The organism is Arthrobacter sp. N199823, from assembly GCF_002929705.1.
GTDB lineage: Bacteria > Actinomycetota > Actinomycetes > Actinomycetales > Micrococcaceae > Specibacter.
Genome location: NZ_PJIN01000001.1, coordinates 129550 through 145098, shown reverse-complemented (window position 1 = coordinate 145098; position 15549 = coordinate 129550). Strand labels below are relative to the sequence as shown.

The window sequence follows — 15549 nt, the reverse complement described above, 5'->3', positions numbered from 1 at the left end:
CTTGGGCACACTGGTTGCCTTCGCCGCCGATCTGGCCAGCCGGACTGACCATGAGTTACTCCGGCTCTTTGCCCTGCGCCCCGACGCGATCACTCCCCCGGTGGCCAACTTCGCCGACCTCGCCAGCCGCCTCGCCACCACCGCCAGCATCGACGCCGCCCTCGATCAGCTCAGCCTCCCGCAGCTGCACACACTGGCCGGGCTTGCCCACTGCGCTGATCCTGCCGAGCTGGAATCGCTTCGTGAGCTAGCTCTGATCCTCCGTGCGGATCCCCTTGCGCTTCCTATACAGAAGTACGACGACGGCACTCGCCTTTTTCTGCCCCTCTCCGCCGTGGGACTCGCCCTGGGCAGTGATGGTGGTGCGCTGAGGGTGGGCGTGGGTGCGGAGGTGGGCGTGGGCTCCGGCGACGGTTCAGCTGCCGCGGACGCAATTCCCCTCAGCGCTTTTGTGGATCTCCCAGACGCACCGATACCACTGCTAACTTCTGTCTCCCCAGCACTTCGCGACAACGCCGTGGGAAGTGCTGTTGAAACGTTGCTGCGCACCATGGGCGCGCTCTTGGATGTGGTGGGCGAGGCTGGAATCCATGCCTTGCGAGGTGGGGCCATCGGTGTCCGCCCGGTGCGCGAACTATCCAAGGCCCTGGATATCGGGGTAGAAACGGTGCACTTCTACCTCGAGCTGGCCGCGGCCGCGCAGCTCCTGTCCTTCAACGAAGCTGACCGCGGCTGGCACACTCAAGACCAGCGCGCTCATGACGACCTCACGGCTGCCGAGTCTTGGAGAGCCTTGGAGCGGGCCGATCAGTGGCTTGTCCTGGTTCAGTCGTGGCTAGGTAACGTCCGGCCACCCTCCGCACAGATCAGGCCCCTGGCCCCCTACGATCCTCCCCGCCAGGCGCGCCAATGGCGCCGTCAGCTCGCTTCCACTCTTGCCAATATGGCAGCTCCGGCCACTGACGTGAAAGCACTGGCCATTAGCCCGCACGTGGCCGATGCCGCAGCACCAGACATCCGCACGCTCTTGGAGGCGGCGAGCTGGCGCCATCCGCGGCAGACTACCGCCCTGGGCCACGAAATTCCGGCACTACTGCAGGAAATGGAATGGCTGGGCATCACCGGCGCTGGTGCAATCAGTGCCCCTGGCCGCGCGGCCGTCAACAACCGGCCAGCAGAGGCCACGGCCACCCTGCGCCCATTGCTGCCCGAACCCGTTGAGAATTTTGTACTGCAGGGAGACCTAACGGCGATCGCACCGGGCTTCCTGGCCACCGAGATCACCGCAACACTTAAACTCATGGCCGTCTCAGAGGGGCGCGGTGCCGCAGGAATCTTCAGGTTTAGCCAGCACTCACTCGAGGCCGCGGCCTCCGGCGGCATGAGCCGTTCCTTCCTGCTCAATTTTCTCCAAGAGAGTTCAAGCACAGCTGTGCCACAATCCTTGGAGTTCCTCATTGCCGAGGTGTTCCGGAACCGTCCGGACGGTGACTTATCCACTGAGTCCGAGCCGCGCATTTCCCCGGACAAAGCACTAGCACCGTCCCCATCAGTAGCTCAGGGGTGGTCGCCGCAACTATGGGAGCTAGGCACCGGCATCGTCCATGACGAGTCAGAGGCTCTTGCGCAGATCAAACGCTTGCGGAGTCAGCCGGTCTGGGCCAATGATGGTGTGGGCGAATCAGGTCCGGCACTGGTCATGGAACAATTGCGGCAGGCGTTGGAGCGCGGCAGGATCCTCAGCGTGCGGGCGGTGAACAGGGACGGCGAGATCGAGGAGTTGCTGCTGCTCCCGGTGTCACTAGATGCAGGGATGTTGCGGGCCAGGCTAGCAACTACGGGACGGGAGCGTCGGCTCAGTATTCACCGCATCATCTCCGCCGTAGCGAAACCGCGGGACCCGGAAACTCTGAGCCCTGCCCTTCAGCCCACCGGAGCTGACCATGCAAGCCCATCCAGCGGCAGCACTACTACCAGCCAAGGAGCGTCATGACTGATGGACCGTTGATCGTCCAGAGCGATAAAACCATCCTTCTGGAAGTGGCGCATCCGCAGGCTGACGATGCTCGCCACGCCCTTGCCTCGTTCGCTGATTTAGAACGCGCTCCAGAGCACATGCACAGCTACCGAATCACGCCCTTGGGACTATGGAACGCTCGGGCTGCCGGGCACGACGCTGAACACGTGGTGGATACCCTGCTGAGCTACTCGCGCTACCCCGTGCCCCATCCATTACTGCTGGACATAGCCGAAACCATGGCCCGCTATGGCCGGCTGCGGCTGGAGAAGGACCCCACCCACGGACTGGTTCTGCGCAGCGACGACGAGCTAATCCTGAAGGAAGTGGCACACGGAAAGAAGGTTGCAGCACTGCTCGGCGCCCGGGTTGACCCGCTGACGGTGGTGGTTCACGGCTCGGCCCGCGGTGAACTCAAGGCACTGCTGTTGCAGGCAGGCTGGCCCGCGGAGGATCTGGCCGGTTACGTCGACGGAACGGCGCACCTCATTGCACTCACGGACACTGCGCCAAGCGATCCGGAAACTGCGCTCCAGCACACGGCTCCGAGCGACAGCGCGGCCCCCACCAAGGAGAGCACCCCCAATACCCCCACTCCTTGGACGTTGCGCCCGTACCAGCGTCAGGCTGTGGAGAATTTTTGGGCAGGAGGATCGGGGGTCGTGGTGCTCCCGTGCGGCGCGGGCAAGACCATCGTGGGGGCTGCCGCCATGGCCGCGTCCGGGACCACAGTCCTGATTCTTGTCACCAACACCATTTCCGCCCGCCAGTGGAAGGCAGAGCTACTCAAGCGCACCACGCTGACCGAGCATGAGATCGGCGAGTATTCCGGTGCCGTCAAGGAGCTACGTCCGGTCACGATTGCCACGTATCAGGTGCTCACTACTCGCCGCAACGGCCTGTTCACGCACCTGGATCTGCTCAATGATCACGATTGGGGACTGCTCATTTACGATGAAGTGCATCTGCTGCCAGCCCCCATCTTTCGCATGACAGCGGATCTTCAGGCCCGCCGACGGTTGGGACTGACAGCCACGTTAGTGCGTGAGGATGGCCGCGAAGGCGAGGTATTCGCCCTGATCGGCCCCAAACGGTACGACGCCCCCTGGAAAGATATTGAGGCTCAAGGCCACATTGCGCCAGCCGATTGCGTTGAGGTTCGCGTGGACCTGAGCCGTGCCGAGCGGCTTGCCTATGCCACAGCGGATGACGGCGGGAGGTACCGAATGTGCGCCACCTCCCCCGCCAAGTCCGTAGTTGCACAGGCGCTGGTGGCGTCCCATCCGAATGAGCAGATTCTCGTGATTGGCCAATACCTGGATCAGTTGGAGGGCTTGGCTGCGGCACTGCAGGCTCCGTTGATCACCGGCAGCACCAGTGTCAAGGAACGCCAAAGGCTCTTTGACGAGTTCCGGCAGGGACGCATTTCAGTACTGGTGGTCTCCAAGGTGGCGAACTTCTCGCTGGACTTACCTGAGGCCTCCGTGGCCATTCAGGTATCAGGGGCCTTTGGCTCCCGGCAGGAAGAGGCGCAGCGGCTGGGCCGGCTCATGCGCCCCAAAGCCGATGGCCGGACGGCTCGCTTCTATACAGTTGTTGCCCGCGACACCGTGGATGCCGACTTTGCCGCCAAACGTCAGCGCTTCCTCGCCGAGCAGGGTTACGCCTATCGGATCATGGACGCCAAGGAACTCTCCTAGCCCTGCGGGCAAACCCTCGCTCACATACGGCGCAATTCGCCCCTCGCTCGCCGATGGGCTCCGGAACCCCTGCCAGCAAACTAAGCTGCGTTGCCCCTGCTCCGCAGCACCCACTCAGGAGTAGGATCAAAAATTAGGGGAATCTCCGCCGTTCGCGTGCACCATTTGGAGGCGTCATGAGCACCGAAGAAGCAGTAGCCGCCCATTACAGCCGCGGCAATATACTGGAGCGGTTGCTGGACGTTGTCAAGAAGTCCGGCGGAAATCCAGCACACTTCGCCCCAGCAGACTTGCAGAATGCCGACCAATTGCATATTGGCGGGGCAGCCTCCACCACGCGCGTTGCTACCCGCGCAGGTATCAATGCGGGCAGTCATGTGATCGATCTGGGCTCGGGATTGGGTGGCGTTTCGCGGCACGTGGCCCACGATTTTCGGGCAACCGTGCAGGGCGTAGACCTGACACCGGAATTCGTGGAAGCAGCCCGCTCCATTACCGAATGCACAGGACTCTCGGACTACGTGACGTTCAGCCAAGGCAGCATTCTGGCATTGCCGTTCGATGATGACAGCTTTGATGTGGCTCTCATGTTCCATGTGGGCATGAACATTCAAGACAAGGACAGGGTCTTTGCCGAGGCCGCCCGCGTCCTTCGCTCCGGCGGCATCTTTGCCGTGTACGACATCATGCTTCTGGGCGGTGACATTGAGCCATATCCCCTGCCGTGGGCAGCCACGCCAGACACTTCCTTTGTGCAACCTCCATTGGCGTACACCGATGCGCTGGCCCAGGCCGGTTTTGCCGTTGATCACGAAGCGAAGCCCCTGGCCGAAGGCATTGAATTTTTGGAGCGCGCGCTGTCCTCGGGAGGCCCTGTTGGAGTGGAAGCCGGCGCCATGGCCAACCTCTTGACAGCTTTCACGTCTGGGATTCTGGCGCCGGTGGAGATTTACTCTCACCTCCCCTGAAATCTCTCTTGGCACCACCTCACCGCGCGTCCATGAGCTAGGTTCTTCCGTTGTGAGTTCACGTTCGACGGCGGGTCCCTCGCCTCACGCTGTGGCTGCGTCCCACAGATAGATCACCTTGAAGCGGTTAAGCCAGAGCCTTTGTGAGCGATCCCAGCGCCTCGGAGACCGGCGGCAATTCCGGGTGCCAAGCGAGCTCCCACTCAAGGGAGACCCACGGATCGCTGATGCCTCGAGCCGCTAACGTCTCAGCCACCAGATCCCGCATTTCCAGCAACGGCAACTCACCTTCGCCCGGCAGCGTGAGCGTCACTGTGTTGGTGCCTGGAATCCGCACGCCATCCTTGTATTGGGCATAGGCCACGCTGTCCGCGAGAAGCTCAGCCGTACGGGCCGGGGCCTCGTCATAGCGCCACGGGTGCATTAAATCCCAGATCACCTTAACCGGCGCAGCAGCATCAACATGGGCCAAAATACGCACAATGTCACAGGCTCGGGGGTGCGAATCGTGCGTCTCCAACAGGATCGTCACCCCGAGCTCGCGGGCCCGCTGAGCCGCCAAATTGAGTCGCTGCGCACCCAGCCGGTCCGCCGCAGCCATCTCCGCCGACGGCGTCGCTCCATCGTCGCACGGCTCCAGTGCGGCCCCCGGAAACACGCGCAACTGCGCGCCCGTTTGGGAAGTACCGGTATCTGAAGTACCGGCACGGGTGTTGCCGGCGGACAAATCTGCGCAAAGCTCGACGGCGGCCAACAAGTCCGCGAGGACCGGATCGAAAGCGCCGCGCGCGTCGTGATCATCCCCGACCGTAGCTGCGGCGGCTGCGTCATGGGCACGGGCTCCGTTGGGGGCGCCGTCGGCTGCGGCTCCGTTGGGGCCGTCAGCACCGGCTGCGGAGGCACTCGAGGTGAGGGCCTCGCCGTCGTACTTCACTAAGCCCTGTGCCGTGACATCAAAGGGCGCACAAATCTTGACATAACTTGCCACAGAGAGCACCGTGATTCCCGCAACGCTCAACTGACGGGCCACTGCCGTCCGCGCGGCAACGTCCATGCATGGGTAGGCGAACTCGCCGTCAGCCACTCGGATCTCAAGGCCGGTGGCACCTGCAGCATGGGCAGTGGCGATGACCTGGGCAAGGGAATCGCCGGGACAGCCCAACGTGGAAAACGCCAAGGGCATGGTGAACCTTTCAGGAAGCGTGGTCGGTGTTCCCAGACTAGTGCGGTAACCGCTTTCCAGCAATGGCCGGAGCTGGCAAAGCGGCCCGGCCTTGGTAGGACTAATGCCGTGAACGGACGGCTCCGGAGCAAGCGGTCCGGAGCGCCTGATCCGGAGCGGCCCGCGCCAGCCGAATGACCGCCCAGGTGCACACCCTCGCCGCGTCGGGAAATTTTTCAGGCTTCCTACTAGCAGCTGGGAACTCTCTGGGCGTAAGCTGACAGGACATACCCAAGGAATATCCAGCGTATTCCCAGCCAATGGTCGGAGACTGAAATGGTGAAAAAGACTGGACCTGAAGCCAAGCTGCTTGTTGTAGACGACGAGCCCAATATTCGTGAGCTCCTCTCAACCTCCCTGCGTTTCGCCGGGTTTGAGGTCATCGCCGCCGCCAATGGCCGCGACGCGTTGGCCGCTGCGGAGGAACACAATCCCGATCTTGCCGTCTTGGACGTCATGCTCCCGGACATGGACGGATTCACCGTGACCCGCCGCCTGCGCGCGGCCGGCCGGCACTTCCCCGTCCTATTCCTGACGGCGCGCGACGATACCGAGGACAAAGTCACCGGACTGACAGTGGGCGGCGACGATTACGTCACCAAGCCCTTCAGCCTGGATGAAGTGGTAGCCCGCATCCGCGCCGTACTACGCCGCACTCAGCCCATGGAAGATGATGACGCCGTACTGCGCGTTGCCGATCTAGAGCTCGACGACGATGCCCACGAGGTGCGCCGCGCCGGCAAAACAGTGGAACTGTCCCCCACCGAGTTCAAGTTGCTGCGCTACTTGATGCTCAATCCGAACCGTGTGCTGTCCAAGGCCCAAATCCTTGACCACGTGTGGGAGTACGATTTCAACGGTGACGCCTCCATCGTGGAATCCTACATCTCCTACTTGCGCCGCAAGGTGGACATTGACGCTTCCCTGCCTGCCCTCATTCAGACCAAGCGCGGCGTCGGTTATGTGCTGCGGACGGCCGACAAGCGCTAGCCGCCCACTAATACATTGATTACGTTGTGGAAGAACGCCTCCCTGCGCTCACAGCTGGTGGCCATCATCAGTGCCCTGCTCAGTGTGTCACTGCTGGCGCTGGGTGCCACAACGTTTCTTTTACTGCATTCCTTTCTGGAAGACCAGATGGATACGCAACTGACCACCTTCCAACGCTCCATTGTGGGGTACGGGACGGTGGACTCGCAGAACACGGGCCAGACACCCTTTGCTTTTGACTACTACGTGGGGTTCCATTTTTCGGATGGTTCACTGGCGGATCAAAACCGCTCTGGTCAGGACAAGCCGGTCTTCCCCAACTACTCCATGGACCAGGCACAGTCGCTCAACGGCAAGAAGTTCACTGTGGCCAGCACCGACGGCGGTGCCGCTTGGCGGGTGACAGTGATCGCCCCACAGAAGTTCAGTTTCAGCACCGCGGAGACGAGCCCGAGCGCCACCCCATATGTGGGCTATGTGGTGGTGGGTCTCCCCTACGAAACCCTCAACATGACCATGGAGCGCCTGGCCGTGGTCATTGCCGGGGTCGCCATTCTCGCGGTCACGCTCGGCACCATGATCGCGTACTGGACAGTCACCCGTTCCTTCAGGCCGCTTGGTCGCGTGGAGAAAACCGCCGCAGCAATTGCCGCAGGAGACCTGTCACGACGCGTGGATATTGAGAATCCTGCCACGGAAGTGGGCCGATTGTCCGGCTCCCTCAACGCCATGCTGGCCCACATTGAGCATGCCTTCGCCGCCCGGACTGCCTCCGAGAAGAAGATGCGCCGCTTTGTGGCCGATGCTTCTCATGAACTTCGCACTCCGCTAGTGACCATTCGTGGCTTCTCCGAGTTGTACCGCCACGGGGCCCTGCAGACTCCGGAGGACGTGGGCACGGCCATGGGCCGGATCGAAAGTGAAGCGAAGCGCATGGGCGAGCTTGTCGAGGACCTGCTGATGCTGGCTCGCATCGATGAGCAGCGCCCCCTGCAACTCAAGCCCGTTGACCTGCTCATCATTGGCCACGACGCCATCTTGGATGCCAGGGCTTCCGATCGTGAGCGCACCTTTAAAGTCTTGGGGCTCGACGGCGGATCTGGCACCTCTGCGCCGACCGTAGGCGACGAGGCGAAACTACGTCAGGTCGTCACGAATTTGATGGGCAACGCCCTGCGGTATACCCCCGAAGGATCCCCCATTGAGGTCCTAGTTGGGACCCGAATGGAGGGTGCCACACAGTACTCTGTCATCAAGATTCGCGATCATGGCCCTGGCATCTCCCCTGAGGAAGCGCCGCGTGTTTTCGAACGGTTCTACAGGGCAGACTCCTCCCGCGACAGGAACACCGGCGGCAGCGGGCTCGGCTTGGCTATTGTCTCGGCCATTGTGGCCTCCCACGAAGGCACTGTCAGGGTTGAAGAGACGCCTGGTGGCGGAGCCACGCTGTCCATTGAGCTGCCTCATCACGCCGACGTTTCCGGCGTTGATTCCTCCACAGACTAGGCCGGAGCTCGCGCTTCCCACGGATGCCACTTTGGGGGTTTCGCGACCTCCAAGTCAGCTCCTAGGCTGGGCGTGCCAGTGATAGTCACGGCAAACAGGAACAAAGGCAAGGTAATTCCCATGGCACAGTTCAACGTCAACAGTGACGATCTCGCACTAAAAAGCACAGCGGTCAAGGGGTCCATTGACAGGATCCGCACCGAGGTGGACGCCATGAAGCGCAATCTCCTGGATCTCCAGTCGTCGTGGACCGGGACGGCCGCCACCAACTTCCAGACACTCATGGTGGAGTGGCACGCCACAGAGCTCAAGGTGGAGGCGTCATTGGAGAGTATTAACTCCGCCCTGTCCATGGCTGCAACACAGTACGCCCAGGCAGAGGCCGCCAATACACGCATGTTCACAGTTCGCTGAGCAAGGTTCGTTCCGACTAGCGGCCATATGCGAACGGTCCGGGAATGTGTTTGGCAAACTCTTCCCTTCGAGCGGGGCGCTGTCCTAGTGAGGCTCCGCGAAATTTCCGGTCAGCGTTTGCCGCCAGCGGTGCGCTATCCAAGTGAGGCCGCAGCCAAATTTCAGGTCAGTGTGGGCCGCCAGCAGTGCGCTATCCAAGTGAGGCCGCAGCCAAATTTCAGGTCAGTGTGGGCCGCCAGCGGTGCGCACCGACAGGTACACGGAGACCGGCTTCCTGGGTGTTCGGTCCTAAATAATTAGAATATATATAACAGAAAACTATGTGCATTCTAAGTTTACTAGTATAAAATGAAGTATGGACATGGCAAACTGGTCCGAATCTTCAGAGGATTCCAACCTTTCCGGACCGTCAGACTCAGGATTCAATCTCGAGGAACCAATCGAGAGCAACTCGGCTGCGAGCTTCGAAGCAGCAAAGGAATCCCCAACAGCCGCCCTTCACCCACAGCCCAACGGTACTCAACCCGCAAGATGCTCTGAACCATTCAGCGGCACTGAACCCTTCAGTGGCCAAGACGCAGCCGCCTCACCTCTGGAAGAGTGCTGGGCCAACCTTAAGGCCAGCAGGCTAGGCGCAGGTTCGGAGTGGGTTCTCCGAAATGTCTTGCGATCTGCCGAACCGCTAATCCTGCCACGGCCAATCACGGTCCCCGTTTACGGTGGGACCAAGCGTGTTCAGCGGCTTCTGCCAACCCTCACGGCTGAGGAACAAGAAAATTACGTAGCGTGGACGCCGCAGCTTGGCGCAGCAGCCTTGGCTGAATTGGACCCTGAAGATCTCAATGATGAAGACGTGCTCAATTATATTCAGGCCTCGGAACGTCAGGCGTCCTGGGCCATGGCCCGGCAGGCGAAAGCTATCAACGTATTCGCCACACGACGCCCGCCGGTACTCGGCGAGGATCCGCCAGTGAAGCACCCGGACCGGTCGCGCTATGCCACGGCTGAGATCATGGCCATGTTTGGCATTGGCACTGGGGCAGCAGAACATCTGATCACCGACGCCGAGCTCCTGGTCCAACATTTACCTGACACCTTTGCCCAGTTCAGTGATGGTTCCTTGGACCAGCGCCGAGTCCGGGCGGTAATTCGTGGATGCGAGAACACGCCGCCGCAAATCCTGCACGAAATCGAAAACAAGTTCCTCAATTCCGCCATGAGTTGCAATCCGAATGCGCTCACCAGGAAAGTTCGTGGCATTGCAGAACGGCACAATCCCGAACCCATTGAGCAACGGCACCAGAGGGCCCGGACCAACCGAGACGTCTGGATCACTCCCCTGCCAGATGGCATGGCGTGTTTGGGAGCCCGCCTTCCAGCCACGGAAGCCACCCTGCTTTTCAATTCACTGGAGGACTGGGCCAAGGCAGCCAAGACCAATGGAGAAGACAGCCACGGGACCACGCCTACGGGGCGGCCGTCACGCTCGCTTGCAGAGTACCGCGCAGATGTCCTGATGGATTTGCTCCACCAGGTGCTACTGCACTCTTCTTCGGGTTCCGAGGCGAACGAATCAGCTGCAGCGCCCCCTCTTCCCGGGCAGCCATGCGGGCCATATTTCAAGAAACGCATCCCAGCGGTTCTGAACATCACGGTTTCTGCCGACAGGCTCTTGGGAGCATCGAACGATCCAGCCACACTGGACGGTTACGGGCTCATTCCCCTCGACGACGCCAAGGAATTGGCTGCCACAGCAAAATTCTGGCGAAGATTCCTCACCGACCCGGATTCGGGACGCATTGTGAGCGTTGGCAGAAAAACCCGAAAACCTCCAAGGGCCATGGCTCGGGAAGTGCGCCTCCGGGACCCGGTTTGCACCGGAATCGGCTGTGACCGCCCTGCCAGATCTTGCGAACTAGACCACACTGCTCCATACAGCAGATTTGTTTACTCTAGCGACGGAGTAGTGCGGCCACTAGGCGAGACCAGCCTCGAGAACTTACGTCCCCGATGCCCGTACTGCCATCACGTCAAGGACGATCCCCACACAGGGTGGACAGTGGAAAATGTCGGCCCCGGTGTCACCAGGACCGTGACACCCACCGGCCGCGTTTATCTTCAGACACAAGGCCATATGGCGGCACCGTTCTGAATCCAAGGGCCTGAGTGCCGTCGCCCGGAGCACCACCCCTCTGAAGGCAAGGGTCTGAGTGCCACCGTTGGGAACGAAAGGGAACTGAACGCAAGAGAGCAAAATAAAGGGGATCAGAATGCGATCATTCTGATCCCTTTCGTTCTAAGCTTCGAGAGTTCCCTGGTGAAAGCGCAAGCGCCACGCCTTGCCATCGAGACTCCACAAGGAGCTCCGCAAAACGGAACGCCCCTGCGAACTGCTCCGGTAGCGCAGCAAGGCGGTTGAGGTATCGAGCTGAGTGAGCGCCATGACCTCCATGTCAATGGCGGCGGACTGTGCCTCGCTCAGCATCTGTATGGTTTCGGCTCTGGTCCATACTCTGCCGCTGCTCCCAATCTCTTCGAAATCGGGATGCAGTAATTCTGCGACCCGGAACGGATCGGAGCGGACCTGCGGATCCAAGAGTTCCCGCTCCTGTTCGATGACAGCATCAATGCCCGTTGCTGGGCCTGGGGCAAAAGAAGGATCCGGCTCATCATCCAGAACGGAGAACAGATCAGGCTGGTCTTGATCGCCAAAGAGTGCTGATTCCCCAAATGCTGCGGGCACTAAGTCACGCACCGGGGCAGGTGCGCTCTGGAGCGAACCGGAGGTGCCGGCGTCGTCCTTCTGAGAAGCGGCAGAGGACAGGGTGACACTGGCGGTCTGCGAGCCGCTGGCAGTCTGGGCAGCTTCTGAGGACTGAGCACCGGGGAATCCGGGACCCGATTTCGGCGTGCGCTTGGCTTGGTAGGCGGTGGCGGCGTCGCGAGCACGGTCGTCAGCGGCTTCATTGAGATCGTGACCAGCGTGGCCCTTGACCCATTCAAAGGTGTACTTGCGGCCAACGAGCGCCGCGTCAATCTCCTTGAGTAGTTCAAGGTTCAGGACGGGCTTGCCGTCTGACTTGCGCCAGCCCTTGCGCTTCCAGCCCGGCATCCACTTGGTGACGCTGTTGATGACGTACTGGCTGTCGCACAAGATGTGCAGGGGTTCTTCCGGCACGTGTGCCGTGGACTTGAAGAGATCCAAGACGGCCATGAGCTCGCCCATATTGTTGGTGCCGTGTGGCCAGCCTCCGGCACGCCAGCAGTTGTCATCCACATACCAAGCCCAGCCGGCAGGACCAGGGTTTCCAAGAGCCGAACCATCGGCGGCAGCAATAATTGTCATAGGTTACATACTTTCAGACTCCACTGACATCTAAATGCCAAGTGGGTACCATCTCTGACCCCACCAAGGGCAAGCAAAAGGCGCCATTGCCCGTAGCGGGGATGGCGTAAGTCCGCTCCCAACACTCGCAAGCTCGTGTTGGGCCCCTCGCGTCCTTATTTAGGACGCGAGGGTTTTGCGAAATCTTACTGCCCGCGGGGCAATGGCGCCTTTTGCTTGAAGACTAGGGCGTGGGGGTTAGAAACCGCCCATGCCGCCCATGTCATCTCCGCCGCCGCCAGCCGGAGCAGCCTTCTCAGGCTTGTCGGCAATAACGGCTTCGGTGGTGAGGAACAGTGCAGCAATGGAGGCCGCGTTCTGCAGTGCAGAGCGGGTCACCTTTACCGGGTCGTTGACGCCGGCTGCCAGCAGGTCTTCGTACTCGCCGGTTGCAGCGTTCAAGCCGTGACCGGTGGGCAGTGAGCGGACCTTGTCCACAACAACGCCGGGCTCGAGGCCTGCATTGATGGCAATCTGCTTCAACGGAGCGTCAATGGCAACACGCACGATGTTGGCGCCTGTTGCTTCGTCGCCGGTCAAGTTCAGGGAATCGAATGCAGTCACGCCAGCCTGGATCAGGGCAACGCCACCGCCGGGGACGATGCCTTCTTCGACAGCAGCCTTGGCGTTACGCACTGCATCTTCGATGCGGTGCTTGCGTTCCTTGAGCTCGACTTCGGTTGCGGCACCGGCCTTGATGACTGCAACGCCGCCGGCCAGCTTGGCCAGACGTTCCTGCAGCTTCTCACGGTCGTAGTCGGAATCGGAGTTTTCGATTTCGGCACGGATCTGAGCAACACGACCTGCGATGGCTTCGGCGTCGCCGGCTCCATCAACAATGGTGGTCTCGTCCTTGGTCACAACAACCTTGCGAGCCTTACCCAGCAGATCAAGCGTGGTGTTTTCCAGCTTGAGGCCTACTTCTTCAGCGATGACCTGGCCACCGGTGAGGATGGCGATGTCGGCGAGCTGAGCCTTGCGGCGGTCACCGAAGCCCGGAGCCTTGACGGCGACGGACTTGAACAGGCCACGGATCTTGTTCACGATCAGTGTTGCCAGTGCTTCGCCTTCAATGTCTTCGGCGATGATCAGCAGCGGCTTGTTTGAAGCCATGACCTTTTCCAGAACTGCAACAAGGTCCTTGACGCTGGAGATCTTGGAGTTCACGATCAGGATGTACGGGTCCTCGAGGACCGTTTCCTGACGCTCGGTGTCGGTCACGAAGTAAGCGGAGATGTAACCCTTATCGAAGCGCATGCCTTCGGTGAGTTCGAGCTCCAGGCCGAAGGTGTTGGACTCCTCGACGGTGATAACACCTTCCTTGCCAACCTTGTCCAGGGCTTCAGCAATGAGTGCACCGATTTCGGTGTCGCCGGCGGAGATGGACGCAGTAGCGGCGATCTCTTCCTTCGTCTCGATTTCCTTGGCGGAAGCAAGCAGCGCCTCGATGACGGCTGCAACAGCCTTCTCGATGCCTCGCTTGAGGGACAGCGGGTCAGCTCCGGCAGCTACGTTGCGCAGGCCTTCCTTGACCAGAGCCTGAGCCAACACGGTTGCCGTGGTGGTACCGTCACCGGCGATGTCGTCAGTCTTCTTGGCGACTTCCTTGACCAGCTCGGCGCCGATCTTCTCGTAAGGATCGTCAAGTTCAATTTCCTTGGCGATGGATACACCATCGTTGGTGATCGTGGGGGCGCCCCACTTCTTTTCGAGAACTACGTTGCGACCGCGCGGGCCCAAGGTAACCTTGACGGCGTCGGCGAGGATGTTCAACCCACGCTCAAGGCCGCGGCGTGCCTCTTCATCAAATGCAATGAGCTTGGCCATGGAGGCTTCAGTCCTTTCGGGACAGTCATTTATACGATTTCTATATCCTCAACTGGCGCCCGCGACGGACGGATTAGCCGCTGCTGATCTAGTTACACCAGCGGCGAACCCTCGCCAAGTGAGGAAAGTTCAATACTCTGGCGGCAAAACCGGCTAATAATTAGCAGTCGCCACATTAGAGTGCTAACTCAATAATTAGCACTCGACACCACAGAGTGCAAGCGCAGGCGTCACTATGAGCTTGCGGCGAACGCGGGAGCGCTTAGCGCTGTCAGGGACCGGCAGCGCCATGTCCCCCGCGAGAATCCTAGCTTTCCCGTGGCTGACCAGCAGGAAACCCCGTGGCGCAGCAACTAAGAGATTCCGAAGAAAACCAGCAGGAAATTAAGCGCCTGGACCCAACACAACGGCCAGGGGCACGCCCAACTCGGGCGTCTCCAGCAAGGTCGGGATACCCAACAAGGCACTAAGCGCCTCGGCGTTACCCTTCTGCTCCACGTCACTGTAGAAAATTACAGAGGTGGCTTGGGGCTGTCCGGCCCAGTTCGCGGACTGCGAAACCATCCAACCATCAGCCTGAACCCGCCCTGCGTACGTTGCGGCCAGGCCCGAGACTCCTGCGGCATTGTAGATGGCAACTGGAACGGTCTTGTCCACTACGGCGGTGGGCGTCGGCTCCGGGGTTGGCGTCGGAGTCGGAGTTTCCACCGGAGCCGTTGTGGGCGCAGCGCTGGGAGTGGCCGGGGCCGCCGTCGTACTCGGTGCAGCCGTGGAACTCTGGGTCACCTCGGCAACGGGAGGAGTGGTGGTGGTGGTGAAAAACTTCGGCATGATGAAGAAGGCCAGCAGGCCCACACACAGTGCCACGACGCCAACAACCATCAAAGGCATCAATGAGCGCCGCTGGGGATCCAAGGAAGAACGGTGAACGCCGTGACGCGCCGAGTGCTCCTCGATGGCGTCGAATTCATCCCGCGGGTAATTACTCATTGTGCAGTGTCATCCTTGTGGGTTCGGTGGCGAAGGCGTGCGTTTAGTTCCCGAGCCGCCGTGCGGACCGGGCCTGTTGCCGCGACGTACGTAGTCTACGCAGGCGTTTGACCAACATGGGGTCATACGCCAGCGCGGCTTCCGAGTCGATCAACGCATTCAGAACTTGGTAATAGTGGGTCGCTGAGAGCTCAAACATATCGCGGATGGCCTGCTCCTTGGCGCCGGCGTACTTCCACCATTGGCGCTCAAGGTCCAGCATTTGCTGCTCACGCGTGCTGAGGCCCGCCGGAATTGCCGGGTCTTTTGGTGCTGCGGCAGGGTCCACAGGGCTGTGCTCCGCTTGGACTGCTTCGGCCACAATAGCCCTCCGTTCCGCTCGCTCACCCGGGCCGCAATCGCCAGCCCGCACTGTCAATGATAAGGGGTGAATCACACCCCTGTCATTTGGGATTCTAAGAACAGGCGGTGGATAAGACGCTCATCACTACCTGCTGTGGAGGAATCAACCGGCGGCCACCATGGCCCAC

At 60.8% G+C, this 15549-nt stretch carries 12 protein-coding genes; 7 read left to right on the top strand and 5 right to left on the bottom strand.

Features of this window, described 5'->3' with window-relative positions; translation table 11 throughout:
• The first annotated feature begins 1 nt into the window (after position 1).
• The 3 genes from CXQ93_RS00625 to CXQ93_RS00615 all read left to right on the top strand — a co-directional run bounded on the left by CXQ93_RS00625 (position 2) and on the right by CXQ93_RS00615 (position 4685).
• Positions 2-1993: a helicase-associated domain-containing protein gene (locus CXQ93_RS00625; RefSeq protein WP_104108569.1), complete on the top strand. Its 1992-nt coding sequence runs from the start codon at positions 2-4 to the stop codon at positions 1991-1993.
• Positions 1990-3717 carry a DNA repair helicase XPB gene (locus tag CXQ93_RS00620; protein WP_104108568.1) on the top strand — a complete coding sequence of 576 codons (1728 nt, stop codon included), beginning with the start codon at positions 1990-1992 and terminating at the stop codon, positions 3715-3717. The genes CXQ93_RS00625 and CXQ93_RS00620 overlap by 4 nt, the downstream gene beginning before the upstream one ends.
• A gap of 176 nt (positions 3718-3893) precedes the next feature.
• On the top strand, positions 3894-4685 hold the full coding sequence (locus CXQ93_RS00615; RefSeq protein WP_104108567.1) for a class I SAM-dependent methyltransferase: 792 nt from the start codon (positions 3894-3896) through the stop codon (positions 4683-4685).
• A gap of 127 nt (positions 4686-4812) precedes the next feature.
• On the opposite strand, the gene CXQ93_RS00610 is transcribed toward CXQ93_RS00615, so the two are convergent.
• Entirely contained in the window at positions 4813-5868 is a 1056-nt protein-coding gene (locus tag CXQ93_RS00610; protein ID WP_104108566.1) for a sugar phosphate isomerase/epimerase, read from the bottom strand.
• Between the two features lie 318 nt (positions 5869-6186).
• On the opposite strand from CXQ93_RS00610, the gene CXQ93_RS00605 reads away from it, so the two are divergent.
• From CXQ93_RS00605 to CXQ93_RS00590, 4 genes are all read left to right on the top strand, one after another.
• The gene (locus CXQ93_RS00605) at positions 6187-6897 is read left to right on the top strand and encodes a response regulator transcription factor (protein WP_038470827.1); all 711 of its coding nucleotides are present in this window, start codon (positions 6187-6189) and stop codon (positions 6895-6897) included.
• Positions 6898-6912: 15 nt separating this feature from the next.
• A complete protein-coding gene (locus CXQ93_RS00600; RefSeq protein WP_104108565.1) occupies positions 6913-8403 on the top strand; it encodes a cell wall metabolism sensor histidine kinase WalK in 1491 nt (496 codons plus the stop codon).
• A gap of 120 nt (positions 8404-8523) precedes the next feature.
• A complete protein-coding gene (locus tag CXQ93_RS00595; protein WP_062292032.1) occupies positions 8524-8817 on the top strand; it encodes a WXG100 family type VII secretion target in 294 nt (97 codons plus the stop codon).
• An 853-nt stretch (positions 8818-9670) separates the two neighbouring features.
• A complete protein-coding gene (locus tag CXQ93_RS00590) occupies positions 9671-10969 on the top strand; it encodes an HNH endonuclease signature motif containing protein (RefSeq protein WP_181035996.1) in 1299 nt (432 codons plus the stop codon).
• 144 nt (positions 10970-11113) lie between these two features.
• Here the strand turns inward: CXQ93_RS00590 and CXQ93_RS00585 are convergent, their stop codons facing one another.
• The 4 genes from CXQ93_RS00585 to CXQ93_RS00570 form a co-directional block, all read right to left on the bottom strand.
• Complete coding sequence (locus CXQ93_RS00585; RefSeq protein ID WP_104108563.1) at positions 11114-12163, bottom strand: RNase H family protein; 1050 nt, start codon at positions 12161-12163, stop codon at positions 11114-11116.
• 237 nt (positions 12164-12400) lie between these two features.
• Positions 12401-14029, bottom strand: coding sequence for a chaperonin GroEL (groL, locus tag CXQ93_RS00580; protein ID WP_104108562.1), 1629 nt, complete (start codon positions 14027-14029; stop codon positions 12401-12403).
• A gap of 384 nt (positions 14030-14413) precedes the next feature.
• Complete coding sequence (locus tag CXQ93_RS00575; RefSeq protein ID WP_104108561.1) at positions 14414-15019, bottom strand: LytR C-terminal domain-containing protein; 606 nt, start codon at positions 15017-15019, stop codon at positions 14414-14416.
• 43 nt (positions 15020-15062) lie between these two features.
• Positions 15063-15347 (bottom strand): DUF3263 domain-containing protein, encoded by a 285-nt coding sequence (locus CXQ93_RS00570; protein ID WP_258068568.1) that lies wholly within the window; start codon positions 15345-15347, stop codon positions 15063-15065.
• Positions 15348-15549: the final 202 nt, after the last annotated feature.